The organism is Usitatibacter palustris, from assembly GCF_013003985.1.
GTDB lineage: Bacteria > Pseudomonadota > Gammaproteobacteria > Burkholderiales > Usitatibacteraceae > Usitatibacter > Usitatibacter palustris.
The window spans coordinates 1,225,211-1,245,995 of the sequence record NZ_CP053073.1 but is presented as its reverse complement, the minus strand read 5'-3'; the positions used below and the strand labels follow the sequence as shown (position 1 = coordinate 1,245,995).

Below are 20,785 nucleotides of genomic sequence, written 5' to 3'. Positions count from 1 at the left end.
CTCAGAACACCCTCGCGTACATGCACGAATCGGCGAGATCACCGGCGTTGTCACGGCGGGACTGGAGGCGAATTCCCTCGAGCGTGAAGCCGCACTTCTCAGCCACGCGCCGGCTGGGAAGGTTGCGCGCATCCGAGGTGATTTCGATGCGGCGGGCACCCAGGTGCGTTCGCGCGAACTCGGCCAAGGCACGAGTCCCCTCGGAGGCAAATCCCTGGCGAGCTCGCGTGGTCCGCACCCAGTAGCCGATCTCGAACTTCGGGATGGCCCAGTCGATGGTGTGGAGGCCGCCCTTGCCCACGACGGCCCCGTCCTTCGAGTACCAGGTGAAATCGAGCGTCGTTCGCGCGAGCCATTTGGCCTGAGCCTCGCGCGCATACGCCTCGGTCTCCTCGGACGACTGCAGCTGCTTCGCCCAGGGCATCCACGTCGCGAGCTGTGGGTAGGATTCGACGAGCGCCTCGTGCACCTCGGCGCCCTGCCCGGCTCGCACCGCCCGAAGCTGCATCCGCTCCGTCTCGATGAGCTCGGGAATTTCCAGGAGGAGCGCGCGAAGCAGCTCGGCCACTCAGCCCCCGGCGATCGCCGCGGTGGTGTGCACTTCCTGCACGTCGTCGAGGGACTCGAGCGCGTCGAGCAGCTTCTGCATCTTCACGGCATCGTCGCCGGTGAACTCGGTCTCGGCCGTGGGCTTCATCGTCACCTCCGCGAGCTCGGCCTTGAATCCGGCCCTCTCGAGCTTCGCGCGCACCGTCGAAAGCTCGTAGGGCGCGGTGATCACCTCGATCGCCCCGTCGTCGTGCGTGATGACGTCATCCGCGCCGGCGTCGAGGGCGGCTTCCATGAGCTTGTCCTCGTTGGTCCCCGGGGCGAACACGAGCTGCCCGCAATGCTTGAAGAGGAAAGCGACCGAGCCGTCCGTGCCCATGTTGCCGCCGAACTTCGCGAAGGCGTGGCGCACTTCAGCCACCGTGCGCACGCGATTGTCGGTGAGACAATCGACCATGATCGCCGCGCCCTGCAATCCGTACCCTTCGTAGCGGACTTCCTCGTAGCTCACGCCCTCGAGATCACCGGTGCCGCGCTTGATCGCGCGCTCGATGTTGTCCTTGGGCATGTTGTTTTCCGTCGCCTTGTCCACGGCCAGCCGCAGGCGCGGATTCATATCGGGATCGCCGCCGCCCATGCGGGACGCGACGGTGATTTCCTTGATGAGGCGAGTGAAGATCTTGCCGCGCTTGGCGTCCTGGCGACCCTTGCGGTGCTGGATGTTCGCCCACTTGCTGTGTCCTGCCATATGGGTCTCGTTGCTGCTCGCGCGTCAATGCCGGGCGGGAAAGCTCAATGGTAACATTCGCCTCCCGCCCCTCTCCAGAGCGCACCGCGTGCTAGAACCGCTGCTGGTCGCGAAGTCGAAATCGGACTTGGGTCTGTTGCCCGGATTGGCCAATCGCCACGGGCTCATCGCCGGTGCGACGGGAACCGGAAAGACCGTCACGTTGCAGACGATGGCCGAGCGCCTGAGTGCCATCGGCGTGCCCGTGTTCATGGCCGACGTGAAGGGCGATCTCGCGGGCCTCGCCGCCGCGGGGGGATCGAACGCGAAAGTCGCGGAGCGCGTGAAGAGCCTCGGCCTCGAGGGCTTCGAGTACCGCGCCTGCCCGGTCGCCTTCTGGGACGTGTTCGGTGAGAGCGGGCACCCGGTGCGTTCCACGATCAGCGAGATGGGTCCGCTGCTGCTCGGGCGCATCCTCGATCTCAACGAGACGCAGTCGGGCGTGCTTGCGGCCGTGTTCAAGATCGCCGACGACCAGGGCCTCCTGCTGCTCGACCTCAAGGATCTTCGCTCGATGCTGCAGTTCGCCGGCGACAACGCCTCGCAGCTGCGCACGCAATACGGCAACATTTCCACGGCCAGCATCGGCGCGATCCAGCGCGGCTTGCTCACCCTCGAGTCGCAAGGCGGCGACAAGTTCTTCGGTGAGCCCGCGCTCGATCTCGCGGACCTCATGCAAACCGTCGGCGGCCGCGGCGTCATCAACATCCTCGCGGCCGACAAGCTGATGTCGCGCCCCCGCGTGTATTCGACGATGCTCCTCTGGCTGCTCTCCGAGCTCTTCGAAGCCCTCCCGGAAATCGGCGACCCGGAAAAACCCAAGCTCGTCTTCTTCTTCGATGAAGCGCACCTGCTGTTCAGCGACGCGCCCAAGGAATTGCTCGAGCGCATCGAGCAGGTCGTGCGCCTCGTGCGCTCCAAGGGCGTGGGTGTGTATTTCGTGACCCAGAATCCCCTCGACGTCCCCGACACGGTCCTGGGGCAGTTGGGCAATCGAGTGCAGCATGCGTTGCGCGCGTTCACGCCGCGCGACCAGGCGGCGGTGAAGTCCGCGGCCACCACGTTCCGGCCCAATCCGAAGGTCAAGGTCGAGCAAGCCATTACCGAGCTCGCCGTGGGCGAAGCGTTGGTGTCCTTCCTCGACGAAAAGGGAACGCCGCAGCCTGTCGAGCGCGCCTTCGTCGTGCCGCCCGGCTCGCGCCTGGGACCCCTCACAGCCGACGAGCGACGCAAGGTCATCGAGGCTTCGCTGGTTGCAGGGCATTATGAGAAGGCGGTCGATCGCGAGTCGGCGTCCGAGCAGTTGTTGGCGCGAGCGCAATCGAAGACCGCGGCGAACGAGAAGACCGAAGGCTCCGGCGGCTTCCTGGATTCGCTGGGACTGCCCGGGGGCAGCAGCAAGGGACGGACACGAGAGACCGCGATGGAAGCGGCAGCGAAAAGCGCGGCCCGTGCGATGGGCAGCGAAGTGGGGCGCAGGATCATTCGCGGGGTGCTGGGGTCGATCTTCGGCGGCCGGCGGTAAAGGGGAGAAGACAGATGGCCAAGACCGGCGAGCGCAAGGCTCAGATCCTGCAGACGCTGGCGGAGATGCTCGAGCAGCCCAAGGGTGAGCGCATCACCACGGCGCTGCTTGCTGCGCGCCTCGATGTATCCGAGGCCGCGCTCTACCGCCACTTCGCGAGCAAGGCCCAGATGTTCGAGGGCCTGATCGAATTCATCGAGACGACGCTCTTCACGCTCGTCAATCGCATCCAGTCCGACGAGAAGGACGCGATGCGCCAGATCGAGGCGACGATCGCGACGCTGCTCGGGTTCGCGCAGAAGAATCCGGGCATGACGCGCGTGCTCATCGGCGACGCACTGGTGAACGAAGACGAACGCCTCCAGGTGCGGGTGAACCAGCTCCTCGACCGCCTCGAAGCCAGCTTGCGCCAGAGTGCACGCCTGGCCGTGACCGCCGCGCAACTGCCCGCCGATTGGGATGTGAATGCGTACGCCAACGCGATGATCGCGTTTGTCATTGGACGCTGGCACCTGTTCGCGAAGAGCGGCTTCAAGCGCTCGCCGATGGAGGGCTGGACGCCCCAGTGGCGCATCTTCGGGCCTTGAGCGGGCTGCCCGAACTTTCCACCGCGCGACTTTCGCTGCGCCTCGCGCGCCCCGCGATGGCCGATGCGATGGCGCGATTCCTCGCCGACAACTGGACCGGGCACCTCGACCGCTGGTCGCCGCCCGCGGGCCCCGGATGGTTCGAGCCGGCGTTCTGGCGCGCGCGCCTCGAGCGATCGGAGTTCGAATGGCGCTCCGGAACGGCCGCGCGATTCGTGGTCCAGCCCCTCGGTCCGGAGTCGGGCGAGGTGATCGGATCCATCAACCTCACGAACGTCGTGCGAGGTCCCTTCCAGGCATGCCACCTGGGATACCAGATCGCACGCAGCCACGAGGGACAGGGCCTCATGCACGAGGCACTCGATGCGCTCGTCGCCTTCGCGTTCCGGGAAATGCGGTTGCACCGGATCATGGCCAACTACGTTCCGACGAACGCGCGCAGCGCCAAGCTGCTCGATCGCCTCGGGTTCGTGCGCGAAGGACTCGCGAAAGACTATCTGTTCATCGACGGCGCATGGCGCGACCACGTGCTCACTGCCAAGACCTTCGCCGCGTTCGAGCAGGACTGGCTCGACGTCCCGGGACGGTAGCCGCCTAGTCGTCGCCTGACGCCGCCTGGGCGAGCAGCGTCTCGACGCAGGGCTCGCGGTGGCTGCGCGGATGGAACGTGACGTCGCCGCACAGCTTCTGGAATCGACGGAACAGCGCCTCGAGCGAGGTCGCGCCGAGATTGAAGATCCCGTACCGATAGCTACCCAGCCACTTCATCTCGCGCGCGAGATCGGCGCCGCGCTTGCGATAGACCATCACGTGGACGTCGGGGTTGCGCGACTGGAGCTCCTCGATCTCGCGTGCGCTGGGCCAGCGCGACAGACCCTCGCCGCTGAAGTCGCGCAACACGAAGCTCGCCGCATGCGAATCACGCCCCTCGCGGTGACGAACGACGGGCTCGAGGCCGCATTCGAGATCGAGCAACACGTCAAAGAGACAGAAGCCATCGACGCGCTCGAAGAGGTCGTAGAACTGGCCCGCCGCTCTCGGATTGATTTCGATTACCCGCACGGAGCCGCTCGCCGGATCGACGCGCATCTCGATGTTGAACACGCCCTGCGAAAATCCGAGCCCTTCGAGCAGGCGCACGGCGACGTCGTCGATTCGCTCCAGGAGCGATGCCGGCAGCGCCGACGGATACTGGAAGCGCTGGAAGTGATCGGTCCCGGGATACATGATCGAGTCCACGGTGCCCAGCATCGTCACGCGCCCGTTGCGGGCGTAACCGTTGGCCGTGACCTGGCGCCCCGGGAGGATTTCCTCGGCGATCATGCTGAAGGGCTCCTCCGTCATGTCGCTGTGCGCCTTCATCACCTGGTCGAACGGCCTCACCAGCCGCTCGATGATCGCGCGCTCGAACCAGCCGAAATGGGTGTGCTTGCGAAAATCCTCGAAGGAATCCACGCGCCGCGCCAGGACCGAGTACGCGGCCTTCACGGGCTTCACATAGAACGGATACGGCAGCGGCACGTCCTCCGGCCCCGCGTAGTCGCGACGGATGAGGCCGAAGCGCGCATTCGCTTCCGGAGCGATGCGCTCGAACGCCTGCCGCGCGTAATACTTGTGCTGGATCGTGAGGATCGCCTCGACGGGCGTGTGCGGCAGCCCGAGGCGCTTGGCAATGAGGGATGCGAGGAAAGGCCCGAACTGCTCGTCCGACGTCACCACGCCATCGATTCGCCCGCCCGAGTATCCAGCGACGATCCGATCGACGAACGCGAGCGCGTCGAACCAGAACAGGCGCGCGTTGTCGGGAAAGCTGAAGAGGTCGAATCCTTCGAAGAAGAATTCGTAGCGATCGCGGTAACGGCCATCACGGGCGACGGCACGATCCCACTCGTCGGGGAACAGCACCAGGATTCGTCGGGTCATCAACTGGTTCTACGGGGCCGAGGGCTCTCCGGATGCGGCTGTTGCGGGCCAGTGTAACGGAAATGAAACAGGGGCCGCGTGCGGCCCCTGTGCCGAACTCCCACTGCTGCCGCGACTAGCCGAGCGTGTCCGCCCAGATGTTGGCCGCCCAATTCATCGTGTAGGCGCCCTCGGCCTCGTTCATGGCCGCGGAAACCCCGCCCGCGCCCGGCACCGCCTTCATCGTGCGGTCCTTCTCGTCGTATTTGTGCACGGAAGCGACGTGCACGGATTGCGTACCGGACACCATGCTGTAGCAAGTGTTGATCAACGTCGGCGAAGGATTCGGCGCCTGGTTGTTGATGAGCGCCACGACCGCGGCCGCGCAAACCTTGCCGTGACCATTGGCCATGGTCGCCGACTTGGGCATCGCCGGCGCGATCTGGAGCGAGTCGCCCAGGATGTGCACGTTCTTGGCGGCCTTCGACTCGTAGGTGAGCCAATCGACCTCGCACCACCGGCGATTGACGGTGATGAAGGGTGCGGCAACATTGCCCGCCTTCATCGGTGGCAGCACGTTGAGCACGTTGCCCTTCACGTCGCCGAACTCGAGCTTGACCACGCTGCCTCGGACATCGACATCGACCGCCTTGCTGTTGGGCCGGTACTCGATGATGTCCTTGTAGAGCTCCGCCCAGGCCTTCTTGAAGAGCGGCCCCTTGGACGTGACGTCCTGGTTCGCATCGAGCAGCAGCACTTTCGATCGCGGCTTGGATGCCTTGAAGTACGCCGCGACCTGGCACACGCGCTCGTACGGCCCAGGTGGGCAGCGATACGGCGCCTCGGGCATCGAGAGGACGTAGACGCCGCCGTCGGGCATGGCTTCGAGCTGGCGACGCAGCTGCGCGGTCTGCGGGCCGGCCTTCCACGCGTGCAGCACGGCGTTCTGCGCGTCGGCGCCACCCATCGCGGGGAGCGCTTCCCACATGAAATCGATGCCGGGCGAGAGGATCACGCGGTCGAAGGACACGGGGTCCCCGCGCGAGAGCCGCACCTGCTTCTTCTCGACGTCGACGGCGGTCGCCGTATCGCGCACGATCTTCACGCCATGCGTGCGCTCGAGCGCCGTGTACGGCGTGGTGATGTCGGCCATCGTCTTGAAGCCGCCGAGCACCATGTTGGAGATCGGGCAGGAGACGAATGCTTCGTTGGGCTCGATCAGCACGACTTCGATCGAAGGATCGAGCATCCGGATGTACTTCGCGGCCGTCGCGCCACCGTAACCGCCACCGACCACCGCCACACGGGCCTTCGGTGCGCTCGGCGTCGAGGCGCATCCGGAGAAGCCGGCGAGCGTCACGCCGGCCGCGCCGGCGATGAGGAAATCCCTGCGTCGCATGTTCATGATGGCCTCCGGCTAGCGTTGCTTGGAGAAGTAATCGGCGAGCGCGGCCACTTCGGCATCGCTGTAGCCCTTCGCGATCTGGTGCATGAGCGTCGCGGGCTTCGTGCCGGCCTTGAACTGCGCCATGGCGGTGCTGATGTCGGCTGCGGGTCGTCCGGCGAGCCCAGGCACCGTGGAACCGGCGGCGGCCTTGCCGTTCGTGCCATGGCAGGCCGCGCAGTTCGCGGCGAGGGAGCGAACGCCCGACTCCGTCAGATTGGAAGCGGCGAATGCGGGGGGAGGCGGAGGCGGTTGTTGTGCGTCGGCAAGGCTTGCAAAAGCTGCAAGCCCGGCCGCGACCCAGAAAGCGGTGCGCTGGCCCATGGAATGCTCCTCGAAAGGCGGAGCCGCCAGAATAGCGCAATCACCCGCGACGCAAGAATCAGCCGGCGCTAATGCGCCGGCTGACGGTCACGTGGAGGTCGACTCGACGGGCTCGGCGGGCTGCGCGGTGGGCGCGATGTCGAGCCGCACCTTGCCATCGGCATCCACATCGATCGTGACGCGGCCACCTGTGGCGAGTTTGCCAAAGAGCAGCTCGTCGGCCAGCGCGCGGCGAATCGTGTCCTGGATGAGGCGCGCCATCGGGCGCGCGCCCATCTGCGGATCGAACCCGTTCTTCGCGAGGTACTTCTTGAGCTCCTCGGTGAAGAGCGCGTCGACCTTCTTCTCCGAAAGCTGCGCCTCGAGCTGCATGAGGAACTTGTCGACCACGCGCAGGATGATGATCTCGTCGAGCGCCCCGAAGGAGATGACCGCGTCGAGGCGATTCCTGAACTCCGGCGTGAACATGCGCTTGATCTCGGCCATCTCGTCGCCGGCCTTCTTGTCGTCGGTGAAGCCGATCGAATTGCGCGACAGTCCCTCGGCCCCGGCGTTCGTGGTCATCACGATCGCGACGTTGCGGAAGTCGGCCTTGCGGCCGTTGTTGTCGGTGAGCGTGCCGTGGTCCATCACCTGCAGCAGGATGTTGAAGATGTCCGGATGCGCCTTCTCGATCTCGTCGAGCAGCAGCACGGAATACGGATGCTTCGTGACCGCCTCGGTGAGCAGGCCGCCCTGGTCGAAACCGACGTAGCCCGGAGGCGCGCCGATGAGGCGCGACACCGCATGGCGCTCCATGTACTCCGACATGTCGAAGCGAATGAGCTCGACGCCCATGATGAACGCGAGCTGGCGCGCGACTTCCGTCTTGCCCACGCCCGTGGGGCCCGAGAAGAGGAAACTGCCGATCGGCTTCTGGGGATTGCCCAGGCCGCTGCGGGCCATCTTGATCGCCGCCGACAGCGCGTCGATCGCCTTGTCCTGGCCGAAGACGACGGCCTTCAGGTCGCGGTCGAGGTTCTTCAACTGGCTGCGGTCGTCGGAGGACACCGTGCGCGCCGGAATCCGGGCGATCTTGGAGATGATCTCCTCGATCTCGGGCTTGCCGATGACTTTCTTCTGCCGCGACTTGGGCAGGATGCGCTGGAGCGCACCCGCCTCGTCGATCACGTCGATCGCCTTGTCGGGCAGGTGGCGGTCGTTGATGTAGCGCGCCGAGAGCTCAGCCGCGGTCGTGAGCGCGTTAGCGGTGTACTTCACGCCATGGTGCGACTCGAAGCGGCTCTTGAGCCCGCGCAGGATATCCACGGTCTCCGCGATCGAAGGCTCGTTCACGTCAATCTTCTGGAAACGCCGGGACAGGGCGTGATCCTTCTCGAAGATGCCGCGGTATTCGTTGTACGTGGTCGCGCCGATGCACTTGAGCTGCCCGGAGCTCAGTGCCGGCTTGAGGAGGTTCGACGCATCGAGCGTCCCGCCCGAGGCGCTGCCCGCGCCGATCAGCGTGTGGATCTCGTCGATGAAGAGGATCGCGTTCGGATTGTCGAGCAGCTGCTTGAGCACCGCTTTGAGGCGTTGCTCGAAATCACCGCGGTACTTCGTCCCGGCCAGCAGCGCGCCCATGTCGAGCGCGTAGACCTGCGCCTTCGCGAGCACTTCGGGAACCTGGTTGTCGATCACGCGCTTGGCCAGGCCCTCGGCGATGGCGGTCTTGCCCACGCCGGCCTCGCCCACGAGCAACGGGTTGTTCTTGCGGCGGCGGCAAAGCACCTGGATCACGCGCTCGAGCTCGGACTCGCGTCCGATGAGCGGATCGATCTTGCCGTCGATGGCGAGCTGGTTGAGGTTCTGGGTGAAGCTTTCGAGCGCGCCACCGGTTTGGGCCTCCGGCGTTTCCTGCTCGCCCTCGCCCTCCTCGCGCGCTCCCGGCGCCTGCGGCGCCTTCGTGATGCCGTGCGAGATGTAGTTCACGACGTCGAGCCGCGACACGCCTTGCTGGTGGAGGAAGTACACGGCGTGCGAATCCTTCTCGCCGTAGATCGCCACCAGGACGTTCGCGCCGGTGACTTCCTTCTTGCCCGAGGACTGGACGTGCAGGATCGCGCGCTGGATGACGCGCTGGAAGCCGAGCGTGGGCTGCGTGTCCACCTCGCCCGTGCCGGCGACGGTGGGGGTGTGCTGCATGACGAAGTCGGCGAGCGCCTTCTTCAGCTCGTCGATCTTCGCGGCGCACGCCTTGAGCACCTCGGCAGCCGACGGGTTGTCGCACAGCGCGAGCAGCAGGTGCTCGACGGTGATGAATTCGTGGCGCTTCTGGCGCGCTTCCACGAACGCCATGTGCAGACTGACTTCGAGTTCCTGGGCAATCATGTTTCCTCCATCACACACTGCAGGGGATGCTGGTGCTGGCGCGAATACGCCGCCACCTGGTCCACCTTCGTCGATGCGACATCCTTGGGATAGATCCCGCAGACGCCACGTCCTTCCGTATGCACTTTGAGCATCACCTGGGTGGCCCGTTCCCGCGGCAGCGTGAAGAACAGCTGCAGCACCTCGACCACGAACTCCATGGGGGTGTAGTCGTCGTTATACATCACGACCTGGAACATCGGCGGCGGCTTGACCTTGGTGGCGCTGGGCTTGAGTACCGTGCCACCGCTGCTGGGTTTGTTTGCCATGGAAGGTTGCTGGGAACATCTCATCCTAATATGGACAAGCGAACCGTGATTTTCAAGACCCTTCAACTGGTTGCACGCGCCGCCGGTCGGCGCGTGGCGCGAATGACACACTTTCTCGCCCGATGCCACAGCGGTATTGACTTGACTCTGGAGCCCGCGTACAAAGCGCCTTGGAGTTTGGTTTCAGGATTCTGCATCGCCTTTTGACGTGCGGGGGCTGGGCCGAACAATGTGCGGGACTCCACCCGTATCGACATGAGGTACGCATGGCAACAGGCACCGTGAAGTGGTTCAACGACGCGAAGGGTTATGGATTCATCACGCCGGACGACGGCAGCGAGGATCTCTTCGCGCACTTCTCCGCGATCCAGATGCAGGGTTTCAAAACGCTCAAGGAAGGCCAAAAAGTCTCCTTTGACGTGACTCAGGGACCCAAGGGCAAGCAGGCGTCCAACATCCAGGCCGCCTGACGCCGTAGCGAGAATTGAAAAACCCCTGTGGCTCGCGCCGCAGGGGTTTTTTTCTGCCTGCTTTCCGGGGCGATCCTCAGCCCATCCGGCGCTTGAGCTCCGAGTCCACCGCGTCCATGTACTCCTCGGTGGTCAGGAACGGATGGTCCGGGCGGATCAGGATCGCGAGATCCTTGGTCATCTTGCCCGACTCGACCATGTCCACGCAGACCTTTTCCAGCGCCAACGCGAAGTTCACCACGTCCGGCGTATTATCCATCCGGCCGCGGTACTGCAGGCCGCGCGTCCACGCGTAGATCGACGCGATCGGGTTCGTCGACGTCGGCTTGCCCTGCTGGTGCAGGCGATAGTGCCGCGTGACCGTTCCGTGCGCCGCCTCGGCTTCGACCGTCTTGCCGTCGGGCGTCGTGAGCACCGAGGTCATCAGGCCCAGCGAACCGTAGCCCTGTGCGACCGTGTCCGATTGGACGTCCCCGTCGTAGTTCTTGCACGCCCAGAGGTAGCCACCCGTCCACTTGAGGTTCGAGGCCACCATGTCGTCGATGAGGCGGTGCTCGTAGGTGAGCCCGGCCGCATCGAATTTGGCCTTGAACTCGGCGTCGAAGATCTCCTGGAAGAGAATCATGAAGCGCCCGTCGTAGACCTTGAGGATCGTGTTCTTGCTCGAGAGGTACACCGGGTACTTCCGGTTGAGCGCGTAGTTGAAGCAGGCGCGCGCGAAGCCCTTGATGGACTCGTCCAGGTTGTACATCGCCATCGTGACGCCCGCACCCGGCGCCTGAAAGACGTCGCGCTCGATCGGAGCCCCGCCGCCCTTGGGCGTAAAGATGAGCTTGAGCGAACCCGGACCGTCAAACTTGATTTCGCTCGCACGGTACTGGTCGCCGAAGCCGTGGCGCGCCACGACGACCGGCTTGTCCCAGTGCGAGACGAGGCGCGGCACGTTCTTGCAAATGATCGGCTCGCGGAAGATGGTGCCGTCGAGGATGTTGCGGATCGTCCCGTTCGGGCTTTTCCACATCTGCTTCAGGTTGAATTCCTTGACGCGGCCCTCGTCGGGCGTGATCGTCGCGCACTTCACCGCGACGCCGTACTCCTTCGTGGCATTGGCCGAATCGACGGTGACCTTGTCGTCGGTCGCGTCGCGATGCTCCACGCCAAGATCGAAATACTTGAGATCGACGTCCAGATACGGAAGGATGAGCTTCTCGCGGATTCGCTTCCAGATGATCCGCGTCATCTCGTCGCCGTCCATCTCGACGATCGGGTTCTTCACCTTGATCTTGGCCATCCCTTGCTCCCTCGTGTTTTCTGCTGGCGAATCCAAAATTATAGCAAAGCACCCTGAGGCGACCGGACCCCTATGCCCCGAACCATCATCCTGAACAAGCCCTTTGGCGTCCTTTGCCAGTTCACCAGCGAAGGCGATCGCCCGACCCTCAAGGATTTCGTCCGGGTTCCGGGCGTCTACCCCGCCGGCCGCCTCGATACCGACAGCGAAGGCCTGCTGGTGCTGACCGACGACGGCCGTTTGCAGACTCGCATCGCCGATCCGCGGCACAAGATGGAGAAGGGCTACTGGGTCCAGGTCGAAGGCGAGCCCGGGGAGGCCGCACTCAAGGTCCTGCGAGCCGGCGTCGAGCTCCCGGACTTCGAGACCCTGCCCGCGGAGGCGCGGCGTATCGACGAGCCCCCGGGCCTCTGGGAACGCGACCCGCCGATTCGCGTGCGCAAGGCCATTCCGACGTCGTGGCTGGAGCTTCGGATCCGGGAGGGAAAGAACCGCCAGGTGCGCCGGATGACCGCCGCCGTGGGGTTTCCCACGCTCCGGTTGATCCGCTATCAGGTGGGGCCCTGGGAGCTTGCTGGGCTCGCCCCGGGAAAATGGAGGGAAGCTTCCCTGTCAACCCCGGTATAATGCGCCGCGTTAATGCCGAGGACGAGGCTGAAGAATTGGTCCTGTCGATTGCCCTGCATTGATGACCCCTGACAAACATAAATCAAGGAAATAGCAGAAATGAACAAGCTGTCCACCCTCATCGCAACCGTGTTTGCTGCTGCCTCGTTCTCCGTCCTGGCCCAGGCCCCCGCCGCTCCGGCGAAGGCTGCTGAGCCGGCGAAGACCCCCGCCCCTGCCGCTGCTGCTCCTGCCGCTGCTGCTCCTGCCGCTGCTGCTCCTGCCGCTGCGCCCGCCAAGGCCGGAACGCCGAAGGCTGACGCGAAGCCCGCTGCCGACAAGCCGGCCAAGAAGCCCGCCGCCAAGCCCGCCGCCGACAAGAAGCCGTCGAAGAAGCCCGCCGACGCGCCGAAGGCTGACGCGCCGAAGGCCGACGCGAAGCCCGCTGCAGACAAGCCCGCTGCTGCCGCCCCGGCCGCTCCGGCTGCTGCTGCCGAGCCGAAGAAGGATGCCGCCCCGAAGAAGCCTTAATTCTTCGCGGAACGCATCACGAAGGCGGGGCCTCGGCCCCGCCTTTGTTTTTGGGACAATTGCTCAATGAAAGTCGTCGTGGGCCTCTCGGGCGGAGTCGATTCCGCCGTCGCCGCCCTCCTGCTCAAGCAGCAGGGTCACGACGTGCTCGGCCTCTTCATGAAGAACTGGGAGGACGACGATGACGACGAGTACTGCTCGACGCGCGAGGACCTCATCGACGCCGTGTCGGTCGCGGAGAAGATCGGGATCGACATCGAGGCGGTCAACTTCGCCGCCGAATACCGGGAGCGGGTCTTCGCGAGTTTCCTCGCCGAGTACCAGGCGGGCCGCACGCCCAACCCCGACGTCCTCTGCAACGCCGAGATCAAGTTCAAGGCATTCCTCGACCACGCCCTCTCGCACGGCGCCGAGCGGATCGCCACGGGCCACTACGCCCGCGTCGAGGAGCGTGACGGTCGCCATGCACTGTTGAAGGGCATCGACCCGGGCAAGGACCAGAGCTATTTCCTGCACCGCCTCAACCAGGCGCAGCTCTCGCGCACGCTCTTTCCGGTGGGCGGCCTGCACAAGTCGGAGGTGCGGCGGATCGCGCGCGAGGCAGGACTGCCGAACCACGCGAAGCGCGATTCGACCGGGATCTGCTTCATCGGCGAACGGCCCTTCCGCGCCTTCCTGGAGCGCTACCTGCCACGCGAGCCCGGTCCGATGGTCACGCCCGAGGGGAAGGCCGTCGGCGAGCACCAGGGCCTCATGTATTACACGATCGGGCAGCGCCAGGGCCTGGGTATCGGCGGCAGCCGCGAAGGCGACGGCACGCCCTGGTATGTCGCCGGCAAGGACCTTGGAGCCAATCGGCTGGTCGTCGTCCAGGGCCACGACCATCCGCTCCTGTTCAATCGCACCCTGAATGCCTCGGACGCGAGCTGGATCGCCGGCGACGCACCGTCGGAAATCGAGGGCCTCGCGGCGAAGACGCGCTATCGCCAGTCGGATTCAGCCTGCTCCATGCAAGCCCGGGAACAGGACGGATTCGCGCTGGCCTTTGGCGAACCCCAATGGGCGGTGACGCCCGGGCAATCGGCCGTGGTCTACCGGGGAGAAACCTGCCTCGGTGGTGGCGTGATCGCCTGATCGCGCATCAGGCCGGCGGTCGCGTTCCCGCGAACGAGGGCCGCGCGTCGAGCTTCGCGGCGTAGCCCGCGAGGTTCGGATGCTTCGATCGCCAGTCGATCTCCGGCAGGCGGAAGGCGACGTAGAACAACGCGCAACCGGCTGCGAGGTCGGCGAGCGTCATCGTCTTTCCGTTGAGCCAGGGACGATCGCCTAGCTGCTTCGCCAGGCCCTCGATGCCCGCGTCGATCTTCCCGCGCTGGCGATCCATCCAGGTCGGATCCTGGCGCATCGCCTCGCGCTTGCGCTCGAGCACGATCGTCAACGCCGCGTCGCAAATACCATCGGCCAGCGATTCGTCGCAGCGCACGTGAGCCCGCTCGAGGCCCGCGCCCGGAATGAGGGGCGGGCCGCCAAGCGTGTCGAGGTACTCGGTGATCACGCTCGAATCGAAAAGGCTGGTCCCGTCATCGAGGATGAGCGTCGGGATCTTGTTCAGCGGGTTGTGGCGCGGCACGGTCGACGCGGGACTCCACACGTTTTCCTCCACGAGATCGCAGGCGATCTGCTTCTCGGCGAGGACGACGCGAACCTTGCGGGCGTAGGGGCTGGTATGCGAGGCGATGAGCTTCATGAGCCGCATGATAAAATTTCCACCGGAATCGCGCATGTCATCTCCCCTCACCGCCCTTTCGCCCCTCGACGGGCGCTATAGCGCCAAGACCCGGCCGCTCCAGGATCACTTCAGCGAATTCGCGCTGATGCGCTGCCGCGTGCGCGTCGAGGTCGAATGGCTCAAGGCGCTCGCCGCGGACCCCGGCTTCAAGGCGCTCGCGCCCTTCTCTGCGGAGACGATCGCCGAGCTCGATCGTGCCGCCTCGGGCTTCGCCCTCGCCGATGCCGAGCGCATCAAGGCGATCGAAGCAACGACCAACCACGACGTGAAGGCCGTCGAGTACTGGCTGCGTGAACGCCTGGCCGCCAGCACCGAAGTGATGCAGGCCGCGGAGTTCATCCACTTCGCCTGCACCTCCGAGGACATCAACAACCTTTCGCATGCGCTGATGGTCCGGGGCGGCCGCGATGCCGTCGTCCTTCCGGCGATCGACAAGCTCGTCACGCGCCTCGACGGCCTCGCCACGCAGCATGCGGACGTCGCCATGCTCGCGCGCACGCATGGCCAGCCCGCGACACCGACGTCGCTCGGCAAGGAAATGGCGGTCGTGGCCGCGCGGCTCAAGCGCGCACGCGCGAAGCTCGCGGGCGTCGAACTGCTGGGCAAGATCAACGGCGCAACGGGCAACTTCAACGCCCACGTGGCGGCCGCGCCTGATTTCGACTGGCCGCGATTCGCGCGCGCTTTCGTGGAGCGCCTGGGCATCACCTACAACCCGCTCACCATCCAGATCGAGCCGCACGATGCGCTCGCCGAGGCCTTCGACGCGGCCGCCCGCCTCAACACGATCCTGATCGACCTCAACCGCGACATCTGGGGCTACATCTCGCTCGGCTACTTCAAGCAGCGGGTGAAGGCGGGCGAAGTGGGCTCCTCGACGATGCCGCACAAGGTGAACCCGATCGACTTCGAGAATTCCGAAGGCAATCTCGGGCTCGCCAACGCGCTCCTGCGCCATTTGTCGGAAAAACTCCCCATCTCGCGCTGGCAGCGCGACCTCACCGATTCCACGGTGTTGCGCAACATGGGCGTGGCCTTCGGCTACTGCCTGCTCGCCTACGATTCCTGCGACCGCGGGCTCGCGAAGCTCGAGGCCGATCCGGCCCGCATCGCGCGTGACCTCGATGAAAGCTGGGATGTTCTTGCGGAGGCAGTTCAGACCGTGATGCGCGCGCATCGCATCGCCGGGTCCTATGAAAAGCTCAAGGACCTGACGCGCGGCAAGGGCGGCATCGACAAGGCCGGACTGCACGCGTTCATCCGCGGCCTCGAGCTGCCCGAAGACGTGAAGGCGCGCTTGCTCGCGCTGACGCCCGCGACCTACACGGGGCTCGCCGCGCGCCTTGCGCGCGGCGGCTGAACTCAAGCCGGACGCAGGTCCGGCGGGCCGTCTCCCAATGCGGCGATCTCGCCACTGAGCTCCCCGCCTTCCTGCACGAGCACCTTCCCGTAGCGGATCTTTCCCGACACGCGGCCCGTTGCGTGGATGACGAGACGCTTGCGCGCCGTCATCTCGCCCTGGAAATTGCCGCGCACTTCGGCGACGTCGATATCGACCTTGCCGCTGAAGGCCCCGTGCTCGGCGATCTGGATCGCACGGCTTTTCATCGTGGCCTCGACACGACCCTCCACAACGAGCGTGTCGCAGTCGTGGATCTCGACGCCCTTCAGCTTGATGTTGGGGCCGACGATCAGCTTGCTGCCGCCATGCTCTTCGGCCTTCGCAACGGCCTCGCCCGGCGCCGGCGATCGTGCGGGGGTTGGCACGATCGCCGGCGTCGCACTGGGCGAGTTCGCCGCGGTCGGCCGTGCGGGCGCAGCAGGCTCGGGAGGCCGCACATCGCGACGGCCGAACAGGTTCTCTCCGTATTTCATGGGTCGCTCCTCAATCGTGGGGATGTTCAAGAGAGGACGCGATACAGGATCCGTGCCACACACGCCGCCGCAAGCGATTCTCCTGCGACATCACGGACTTACCGCGTGCAGCCCAGGGGGATCGCAACACGCGATTCGTCGCCGTGCGGCTACGTCGTTCGCGAACGAATCGTGCAAGCGACTGAATCGCATCGCATTACCCATGTCGCCCGAGTGAGACGAGCGCGCCCGATCAGATCATCTCGAGCGACGATTTGCGCGTAGGCGCAGGGAACAGGCGATCGAGCTCGGCAAGCGCCTGAGCATCGAGCGTGATATCGAGAGCCGCGCGGTTCAGCTTCACGTGCTCGGGATTGCTCGCCTTCGGAATCACGAGGATGTCGGGCTGGCGAAGCAACCACGCGAGGGCCACCTGCGCCGCGGTGGTTCCCAGCGAGCGCGCGAGCGCCACCAGGCCGCGATGCTTCGCGAGGCGGCCCTGCTCGACCGGCGAATACGCCATCGTGGGAATGTGCCGCTTCCGGCTCCACGGCAGCAGGTCGAACTCGATGCCGCGGCGCTCGAGGTTGTAGAGCACCTGGTTCGCGGCGACGGGCGCCTCGCCGAGTCCCTCGAGATCGGACACGTCGAAGTTCGACACGCCCCAGGATCGGATCTTTCCGTGCGCCACCAACCTCTCGAGCGCTTCCGCCGTTTCCTCGAGGGGCACGCCGCCGCGCCAGTGCAGCAGGTAGAGATCGATCTGTTCGACACCCAGGCGACCCAGCGAGGCTTCGCAGGCGGCGGGAACCCTGCGGCGCGAAGCGTTGTGCGGGTAGAACTTGCTCACGAGGAACACCTCGTCGCGGCGCCCGCGGATCGCCTCTCCCACGACTTCTTCGGCACCGCCTTCGCCATACATCTCCGCGGTGTCCACCAGCGTCATGCCCAGGTCGAGCCCTTGTCGCAAGGCCGCGACTTCCGCCGCGCGCGCGCCTGCGGCTTCGCCCATTCGCCAGGTTCCAAGGCCCAGCCGCGGGACGGTCGGACCATCGGGAAAGGACCACGTGGAAATCTTCGTTGTCATCGGATTTGCAGCCCAGCCGTTAGAATGGTCGGGCAACCGCGCCCTGACCCCCTGCCGAGGAGAACCTCATGAAGAAGCTGTTGGTAGCCGCCGCGATTACGCTGGCGAGCCTCGTCGTACCCATCGCGTCGTATGCCCAGGATGCCAAGAAGCCCGCACCCGCCGCCACTGCGCCTGCCGCTGCGTTGATGGACATCAACTCCGCTTCCGCGAAGGAACTCGCGACGCTGCCCGGCATCGGTGAAGCACGCGCGACGGCCATCGTGAAGGGCCGCCCCTACAAGGGCAAGAACGAACTGGCCGACAAGAAGATCATTCCCGAATCGGTCTACGAAGGCATCAAGGACAAGATCATCGCGAAGCAGAAGTAATCACGGCTCGCGCGTTGTTCGACGGGGCGGCTTCGGCCGCCCCGTTTTACTTTCAGACCGTGGTCGTGGCTTCCCCATACTGCGGATTCACGCGTGTCTTGTGCCCCAGCTTGTTCAGCGCGTTGATGTAGGCCTTGGCCGAAGCGACGACGATGTCCGTGTCCGAGCCCATGCCGTTCACGATGCGGCTGCCCTTCGCGAGGCGCACCGTCACCTCGCCCTGCGAGTCCGTGCCTTCGGTGACGTTGTTCACCGAGTAGAGCAGCAACTCCGTACCGCTCTGCACGACGCTCTCGATCGCCTTGAACGTCGCGTCGACCGGCCCGCCGCCGCGCGCCTCGGCGCGATGCTCCTTGCCGTCCTCGCTGATCACCACGCGCGAGAAGGGCTGCTCGCCCGTCTCCGAATGCGCGGTGAGCGAGACCAGCTTGTAGTGCTCCACGTCGGGCGTCACCGCCTCGTCCGACATCAGCGCCTGGATGTCCTCGTCGTAGATCTCGCGTTTCTTGTCGGCGAGCTCCTTGAAGCGCGCGAAGGCGGCATTGAGCTGTTCTTCCGATTGCAGCGAGATCCCGAGCTCCTGCAAACGCGACTTGAACGCGCTGCGGCCGGAGAGCTTGCCCAGCGAGAGGCGGTTCGCACCCCAGCCCACGTCGGACGCCTTCATGATCTCGTAGGTTTCGCGATGCTTGAGCACGCCGTCCTGGTGGATGCCCGACTCGTGGGCGAATGCGTTGGCACCGACGATCGCCTTGTTGGGCTGCACGGGGTAGCCCGTGATGGTCGAGACCAGCTTGCTCGCGGGGACGATCTGCGTCGCGTCGATGCCGGTGGTGCAGGCGAAGAGGTCGGAGCGCGTCTTGACCGCCATCACGATCTCTTCGAGCGACGCGTTGCCGGCGCGCTCTCCAAGGCCGTTGATCGTGCATTCGACCTGGCGCGCCCCGTTCATCACCGCGGCGAGTGAGTTGGCCACGGCCATGCCCAGGTCGTTGTGGCAGTGCGTGGACCAGACGGCCTTGTCCGCATTGGGAATGCGATTGAGCAGGACCTTGAAGAGCTCGCCCCACTTCTCGGGAATGCTGTAGCCCACGGTGTCGGGCACGTTGATGGTCTTCGCACCCGCATCGATGCAGGCCTCGAAGATGCGGCACAGGAAATCCACGTCCGAGCGCACGGCATCTTCGGCGGAAAACTCGACGTCATCGGTAAACGTGCGCGCGAGCTTCACGGCCTTCACCGCGGCCTCGAGCACGGCGTCGGGCTCCATCCGCAGCTTGTGCTTCATGTGGATGGGGCTGGTGGCGATGAACGTGTGGATGCGCGCGCGCTTCGCCGGCTTCACGGCTTCGCCAGCCTTGCGCACGTCGTTCTCGTTGGCGCGGGCGAGCGAACAGATGGTGGAGTCGCGTACCGCCGCGGCGACCGAGCGGATCGCCTCGAAATCCCCGGGGCTCGACGCCGCGAAACCGGCCTCGATCACGTCGACCTTCAGGCGTTCCAGCTGGCGCCCGATGCGGACCTTGTCGTCGCGGCTCATGGCGGCGCCCGGGCTCTGCTCCCCGTCGCGCATGGTGGTATCGAAGATGATCAACTGGTCTTTCATGCTCTGCTCCCGAATCTGGATGGACTGATCCGCCCCGCGTTTCCTGAAGCGGCTGGGTGATGCACGGTACTGCTGGGGGGTAGTGTATTTAGCGCGCGGGGCGCAGCAGCAGGCCGAGCGCGAGCGCGCCGGCCAGGGAAAGGCGAAGGATCGTGAGTGCGATGTTCGCTTGCATGGAAATAACTATATCACGGCCGAAATGGCCTACGGTTCCTGGGGGGCCAGCTCGCGGCTCGACTTGCCGCCGAAGCGAAGGAGCACCGCCGAGATGTCGTGCGAACCGCGTTCTTCCGCGATGTCGAGCGGCGTCATGCCCGAGAGGTCACGGACATTGGGATCCGCGCCCGAGGCGAGCAACACCATCGCCGCGTCCTCGAACGAGACTTCCGCGGCCAGCGCGAGCGCGCTGAGCCCCTGCGCGTCGCGCAGGTCCAGCGTCGCACCGCGCGAGATCAGCGCCTCGATCGCGGGGAGGTTGGTTTCCTCGACCGCGAACATGAGCAGCGTCTTGCCGCCCGAATCGATCACGGTGTCCGGGGGCGTCGTCGCGAGCATGCGGGCCAGCGCCGAGACGTTGCCTTCCTCGATCGCGTCGCGGATGTGCTGGTACTGCTTGAGCGTCGCCTCGCTGCGCCAGCGCATGACGACCCACATCACGTAGCCCGACATCCCGTAGGCCACCATCAGCCCCCAAAGCACGTGGGACGGCTCGATGGAGATGAGCAGCAGCACGAGCACCATCACGGTGGTCATCCAGAATGGCACCGCACGGCGCAGGTTGATGTCCTTGCCGCTGTAGAACTTCACGTTCGAGATCATCGTGATGCCGGCGTACACCGTGAGGCCCGCGGCGAACCACTTCACCTCTCCGCCCTTCACCTGGTAGTCGTTGAGCACCCAGATCATTCCCGCGACGAGCGCGGCGGCGGCCGGACTCGGGAGGCCGGTAAACCAGCGCTTGTCGGCAACCGAGAGTTGCGTATTGAAGCGCGCCAGCCGCAGCGCGGCGCCCGCGCAGTAGACGAACGCGGCGATCCAGCCGATCCGCCCCATGTCCTTGAGCGCCCATTCGTACATGACGAGTGCGGGCGCCGCGCCGAAGGAAACCATGTCCGCAAGGCTGTCGTACTCCGCGCCGAAGGCCGATTGCGTTCGCGTCATGCGCGCCACGCGGCCGTCGACGCTGTCGAGCAGCAGCGCGATGAAGATCGCGACCGCGGCGTGCTCGAAACGATGATTCATGCCCTGCACGATCGCGTAGAACCCCGCGAAGAGGTTCAGCGTCGTGAACAGGTTGGGCAGCAGGTAGATGCCGCGCCGGCGGATCGGCTCGGTGAGCAGCCTGCGGGGCTTGAGGGCGGGTGCACTCATCCCGGTTAGACGC

Annotated in this window: 22 protein-coding genes and 1 pseudogene; 9 read left to right on the top strand and 14 right to left on the bottom strand. The window is 65.5% G+C overall.

What is annotated here, in order from left to right; all coding sequences use genetic code 11:
- Window position 1: 1 nt before the first annotated feature.
- Window positions 2–568, bottom strand: coding sequence for a GNAT family N-acetyltransferase (locus DSM104440_RS19380; RefSeq protein WP_246212104.1), 567 nt, complete (start codon window positions 566–568; stop codon window positions 2–4).
- Entirely contained in the window at window positions 569–1,297 is a 729-nt protein-coding gene (locus tag DSM104440_RS06410; RefSeq protein ID WP_171161210.1) for a YebC/PmpR family DNA-binding transcriptional regulator, read from the bottom strand. It lies immediately after the preceding gene.
- 88 nt (window positions 1,298–1,385) lie between these two features.
- On the opposite strand from DSM104440_RS06410, the gene DSM104440_RS06405 reads away from it, so the two are divergent.
- The 3 genes from DSM104440_RS06405 to DSM104440_RS06395 are packed head-to-tail and all read left to right on the top strand — an operon-like array spanning window position 1,386 to window position 4,038.
- Window positions 1,386–2,861, top strand: coding sequence for a helicase HerA-like domain-containing protein (locus DSM104440_RS06405; protein ID WP_171161209.1), 1,476 nt, complete (start codon window positions 1,386–1,388; stop codon window positions 2,859–2,861).
- A 14-nt stretch (window positions 2,862–2,875) separates the two neighbouring features.
- The gene (gene slmA / locus DSM104440_RS06400; protein ID WP_171161208.1) at window positions 2,876–3,448 is read left to right on the top strand and encodes a nucleoid occlusion factor SlmA; all 573 of its coding nucleotides are present in this window, start codon (window positions 2,876–2,878) and stop codon (window positions 3,446–3,448) included.
- On the top strand, window positions 3,445–4,038 hold the full coding sequence (locus DSM104440_RS06395; RefSeq protein WP_212758241.1) for a GNAT family N-acetyltransferase: 594 nt from the start codon (window positions 3,445–3,447) through the stop codon (window positions 4,036–4,038). The genes slmA and DSM104440_RS06395 overlap by 4 nt, the downstream gene beginning before the upstream one ends.
- A gap of 4 nt (window positions 4,039–4,042) precedes the next feature.
- Here the strand turns inward: DSM104440_RS06395 and DSM104440_RS06390 are convergent, their stop codons facing one another.
- The 5 genes from DSM104440_RS06390 to clpS all read right to left on the bottom strand — a co-directional run bounded on the left by DSM104440_RS06390 (window position 4,043) and on the right by clpS (window position 9,796).
- Entirely contained in the window at window positions 4,043–5,371 is a 1,329-nt protein-coding gene (locus DSM104440_RS06390; RefSeq protein ID WP_171161207.1) for an ATP-grasp domain-containing protein, read from the bottom strand.
- A 115-nt stretch (window positions 5,372–5,486) separates the two neighbouring features.
- Entirely contained in the window at window positions 5,487–6,755 is a 1,269-nt protein-coding gene (locus tag DSM104440_RS06385) for an NAD(P)/FAD-dependent oxidoreductase (protein ID WP_212758240.1), read from the bottom strand.
- Window positions 6,756–6,767: 12 nt separating this feature from the next.
- Window positions 6,768–7,118 carry a c-type cytochrome gene (locus DSM104440_RS06380; protein WP_171161206.1) on the bottom strand — a complete coding sequence of 117 codons (351 nt, stop codon included), beginning with the start codon at window positions 7,116–7,118 and terminating at the stop codon, window positions 6,768–6,770.
- An 87-nt stretch (window positions 7,119–7,205) separates the two neighbouring features.
- Complete coding sequence (gene clpA, locus DSM104440_RS06375) at window positions 7,206–9,488, bottom strand: ATP-dependent Clp protease ATP-binding subunit ClpA (RefSeq protein WP_171161205.1); 2,283 nt, start codon at window positions 9,486–9,488, stop codon at window positions 7,206–7,208.
- Entirely contained in the window at window positions 9,485–9,796 is a 312-nt protein-coding gene (gene clpS, locus DSM104440_RS06370; RefSeq protein WP_171161204.1) for an ATP-dependent Clp protease adapter ClpS, read from the bottom strand. Before clpS ends, clpA begins: the two co-directional genes overlap by 4 nt.
- A 266-nt stretch (window positions 9,797–10,062) precedes the next feature.
- Between clpS and cspE the strand changes: the two genes are divergently transcribed.
- A complete protein-coding gene (cspE, locus tag DSM104440_RS06365) occupies window positions 10,063–10,266 on the top strand; it encodes a transcription antiterminator/RNA stability regulator CspE (RefSeq protein ID WP_076021892.1) in 204 nt (67 codons plus the stop codon).
- Window positions 10,267–10,342: 76 nt separating this feature from the next.
- On the opposite strand, the gene DSM104440_RS06360 is transcribed toward cspE, so the two are convergent.
- Window positions 10,343–11,557: an NADP-dependent isocitrate dehydrogenase gene (locus DSM104440_RS06360; protein WP_171161203.1), complete on the bottom strand. Its 1,215-nt coding sequence runs from the start codon at window positions 11,555–11,557 to the stop codon at window positions 10,343–10,345.
- A 72-nt stretch (window positions 11,558–11,629) separates the two neighbouring features.
- Between DSM104440_RS06360 and DSM104440_RS06355 the strand changes: the two genes are divergently transcribed.
- The 3 genes from DSM104440_RS06355 to mnmA all read left to right on the top strand — a co-directional run bounded on the left by DSM104440_RS06355 (window position 11,630) and on the right by mnmA (window position 13,828).
- A complete protein-coding gene (locus tag DSM104440_RS06355) occupies window positions 11,630–12,184 on the top strand; it encodes a pseudouridine synthase (protein WP_171161202.1) in 555 nt (184 codons plus the stop codon).
- Window positions 12,185–12,283: 99 nt separating this feature from the next.
- Window positions 12,284–12,694 carry a hypothetical protein gene (locus tag DSM104440_RS06350; RefSeq protein ID WP_212758239.1) on the top strand — a complete coding sequence of 137 codons (411 nt, stop codon included), beginning with the start codon at window positions 12,284–12,286 and terminating at the stop codon, window positions 12,692–12,694.
- A 66-nt stretch (window positions 12,695–12,760) separates the two neighbouring features.
- A complete protein-coding gene (gene mnmA / locus DSM104440_RS06345) occupies window positions 12,761–13,828 on the top strand; it encodes a tRNA 2-thiouridine(34) synthase MnmA (RefSeq protein WP_171161201.1) in 1,068 nt (355 codons plus the stop codon).
- Between the two features lie 7 nt (window positions 13,829–13,835).
- Here mnmA and DSM104440_RS06340 read toward each other — a convergent pair whose 3' ends face one another.
- On the bottom strand, window positions 13,836–14,450 hold the full coding sequence (locus DSM104440_RS06340) for a glutathione S-transferase C-terminal domain-containing protein (protein ID WP_343034128.1): 615 nt from the start codon (window positions 14,448–14,450) through the stop codon (window positions 13,836–13,838).
- Between the two features lie 25 nt (window positions 14,451–14,475).
- Here DSM104440_RS06340 and purB point away from each other — a divergent pair, with 25 nt between their 5' ends.
- A complete protein-coding gene (purB, locus tag DSM104440_RS06335; protein ID WP_171161199.1) occupies window positions 14,476–15,843 on the top strand; it encodes an adenylosuccinate lyase in 1,368 nt (455 codons plus the stop codon).
- Between the two features lie 2 nt (window positions 15,844–15,845).
- Here the strand turns inward: purB and DSM104440_RS06330 are convergent, their stop codons facing one another.
- Together DSM104440_RS06330 and DSM104440_RS06325 are read right to left on the bottom strand one after the other, a co-directional pair.
- Window positions 15,846–16,358 carry a bactofilin family protein gene (locus DSM104440_RS06330; RefSeq protein ID WP_171161198.1) on the bottom strand — a complete coding sequence of 171 codons (513 nt, stop codon included), beginning with the start codon at window positions 16,356–16,358 and terminating at the stop codon, window positions 15,846–15,848.
- Between the two features lie 232 nt (window positions 16,359–16,590).
- Window positions 16,591–17,424, bottom strand: a complete 834-nt coding sequence (locus tag DSM104440_RS06325) for an aldo/keto reductase (protein ID WP_171161197.1) — start codon at window positions 17,422–17,424, stop codon at window positions 16,591–16,593.
- 68 nt (window positions 17,425–17,492) lie between these two features.
- Between DSM104440_RS06325 and DSM104440_RS19475 the strand changes: the two genes are divergently transcribed.
- Complete coding sequence (locus DSM104440_RS19475; protein WP_171161196.1) at window positions 17,493–17,795, top strand: ComEA family DNA-binding protein; 303 nt, start codon at window positions 17,493–17,495, stop codon at window positions 17,793–17,795.
- Window positions 17,796–17,847: 52 nt separating this feature from the next.
- Here the strand turns inward: DSM104440_RS19475 and DSM104440_RS06315 are convergent, their stop codons facing one another.
- The 3 genes and pseudogenes from DSM104440_RS06315 to pssA all read right to left on the bottom strand — a co-directional run.
- The gene (locus tag DSM104440_RS06315; protein ID WP_171161195.1) at window positions 17,848–19,401 is read right to left on the bottom strand and encodes a 2-isopropylmalate synthase; all 1,554 of its coding nucleotides are present in this window, start codon (window positions 19,399–19,401) and stop codon (window positions 17,848–17,850) included.
- Window positions 19,402–19,605: 204 nt separating this feature from the next.
- Window positions 19,606–19,956: an ankyrin repeat domain-containing protein gene (locus DSM104440_RS19370; RefSeq protein WP_246212145.1), complete on the bottom strand. Its 351-nt coding sequence runs from the start codon at window positions 19,954–19,956 to the stop codon at window positions 19,606–19,608.
- Between the two features lie 87 nt (window positions 19,957–20,043).
- A pseudogene (pssA, locus tag DSM104440_RS19365) lies at window positions 20,044–20,772 on the bottom strand (CDP-diacylglycerol--serine O-phosphatidyltransferase); the annotation flags it as partial.
- Window positions 20,773–20,785 lie beyond the last annotated feature (13 nt).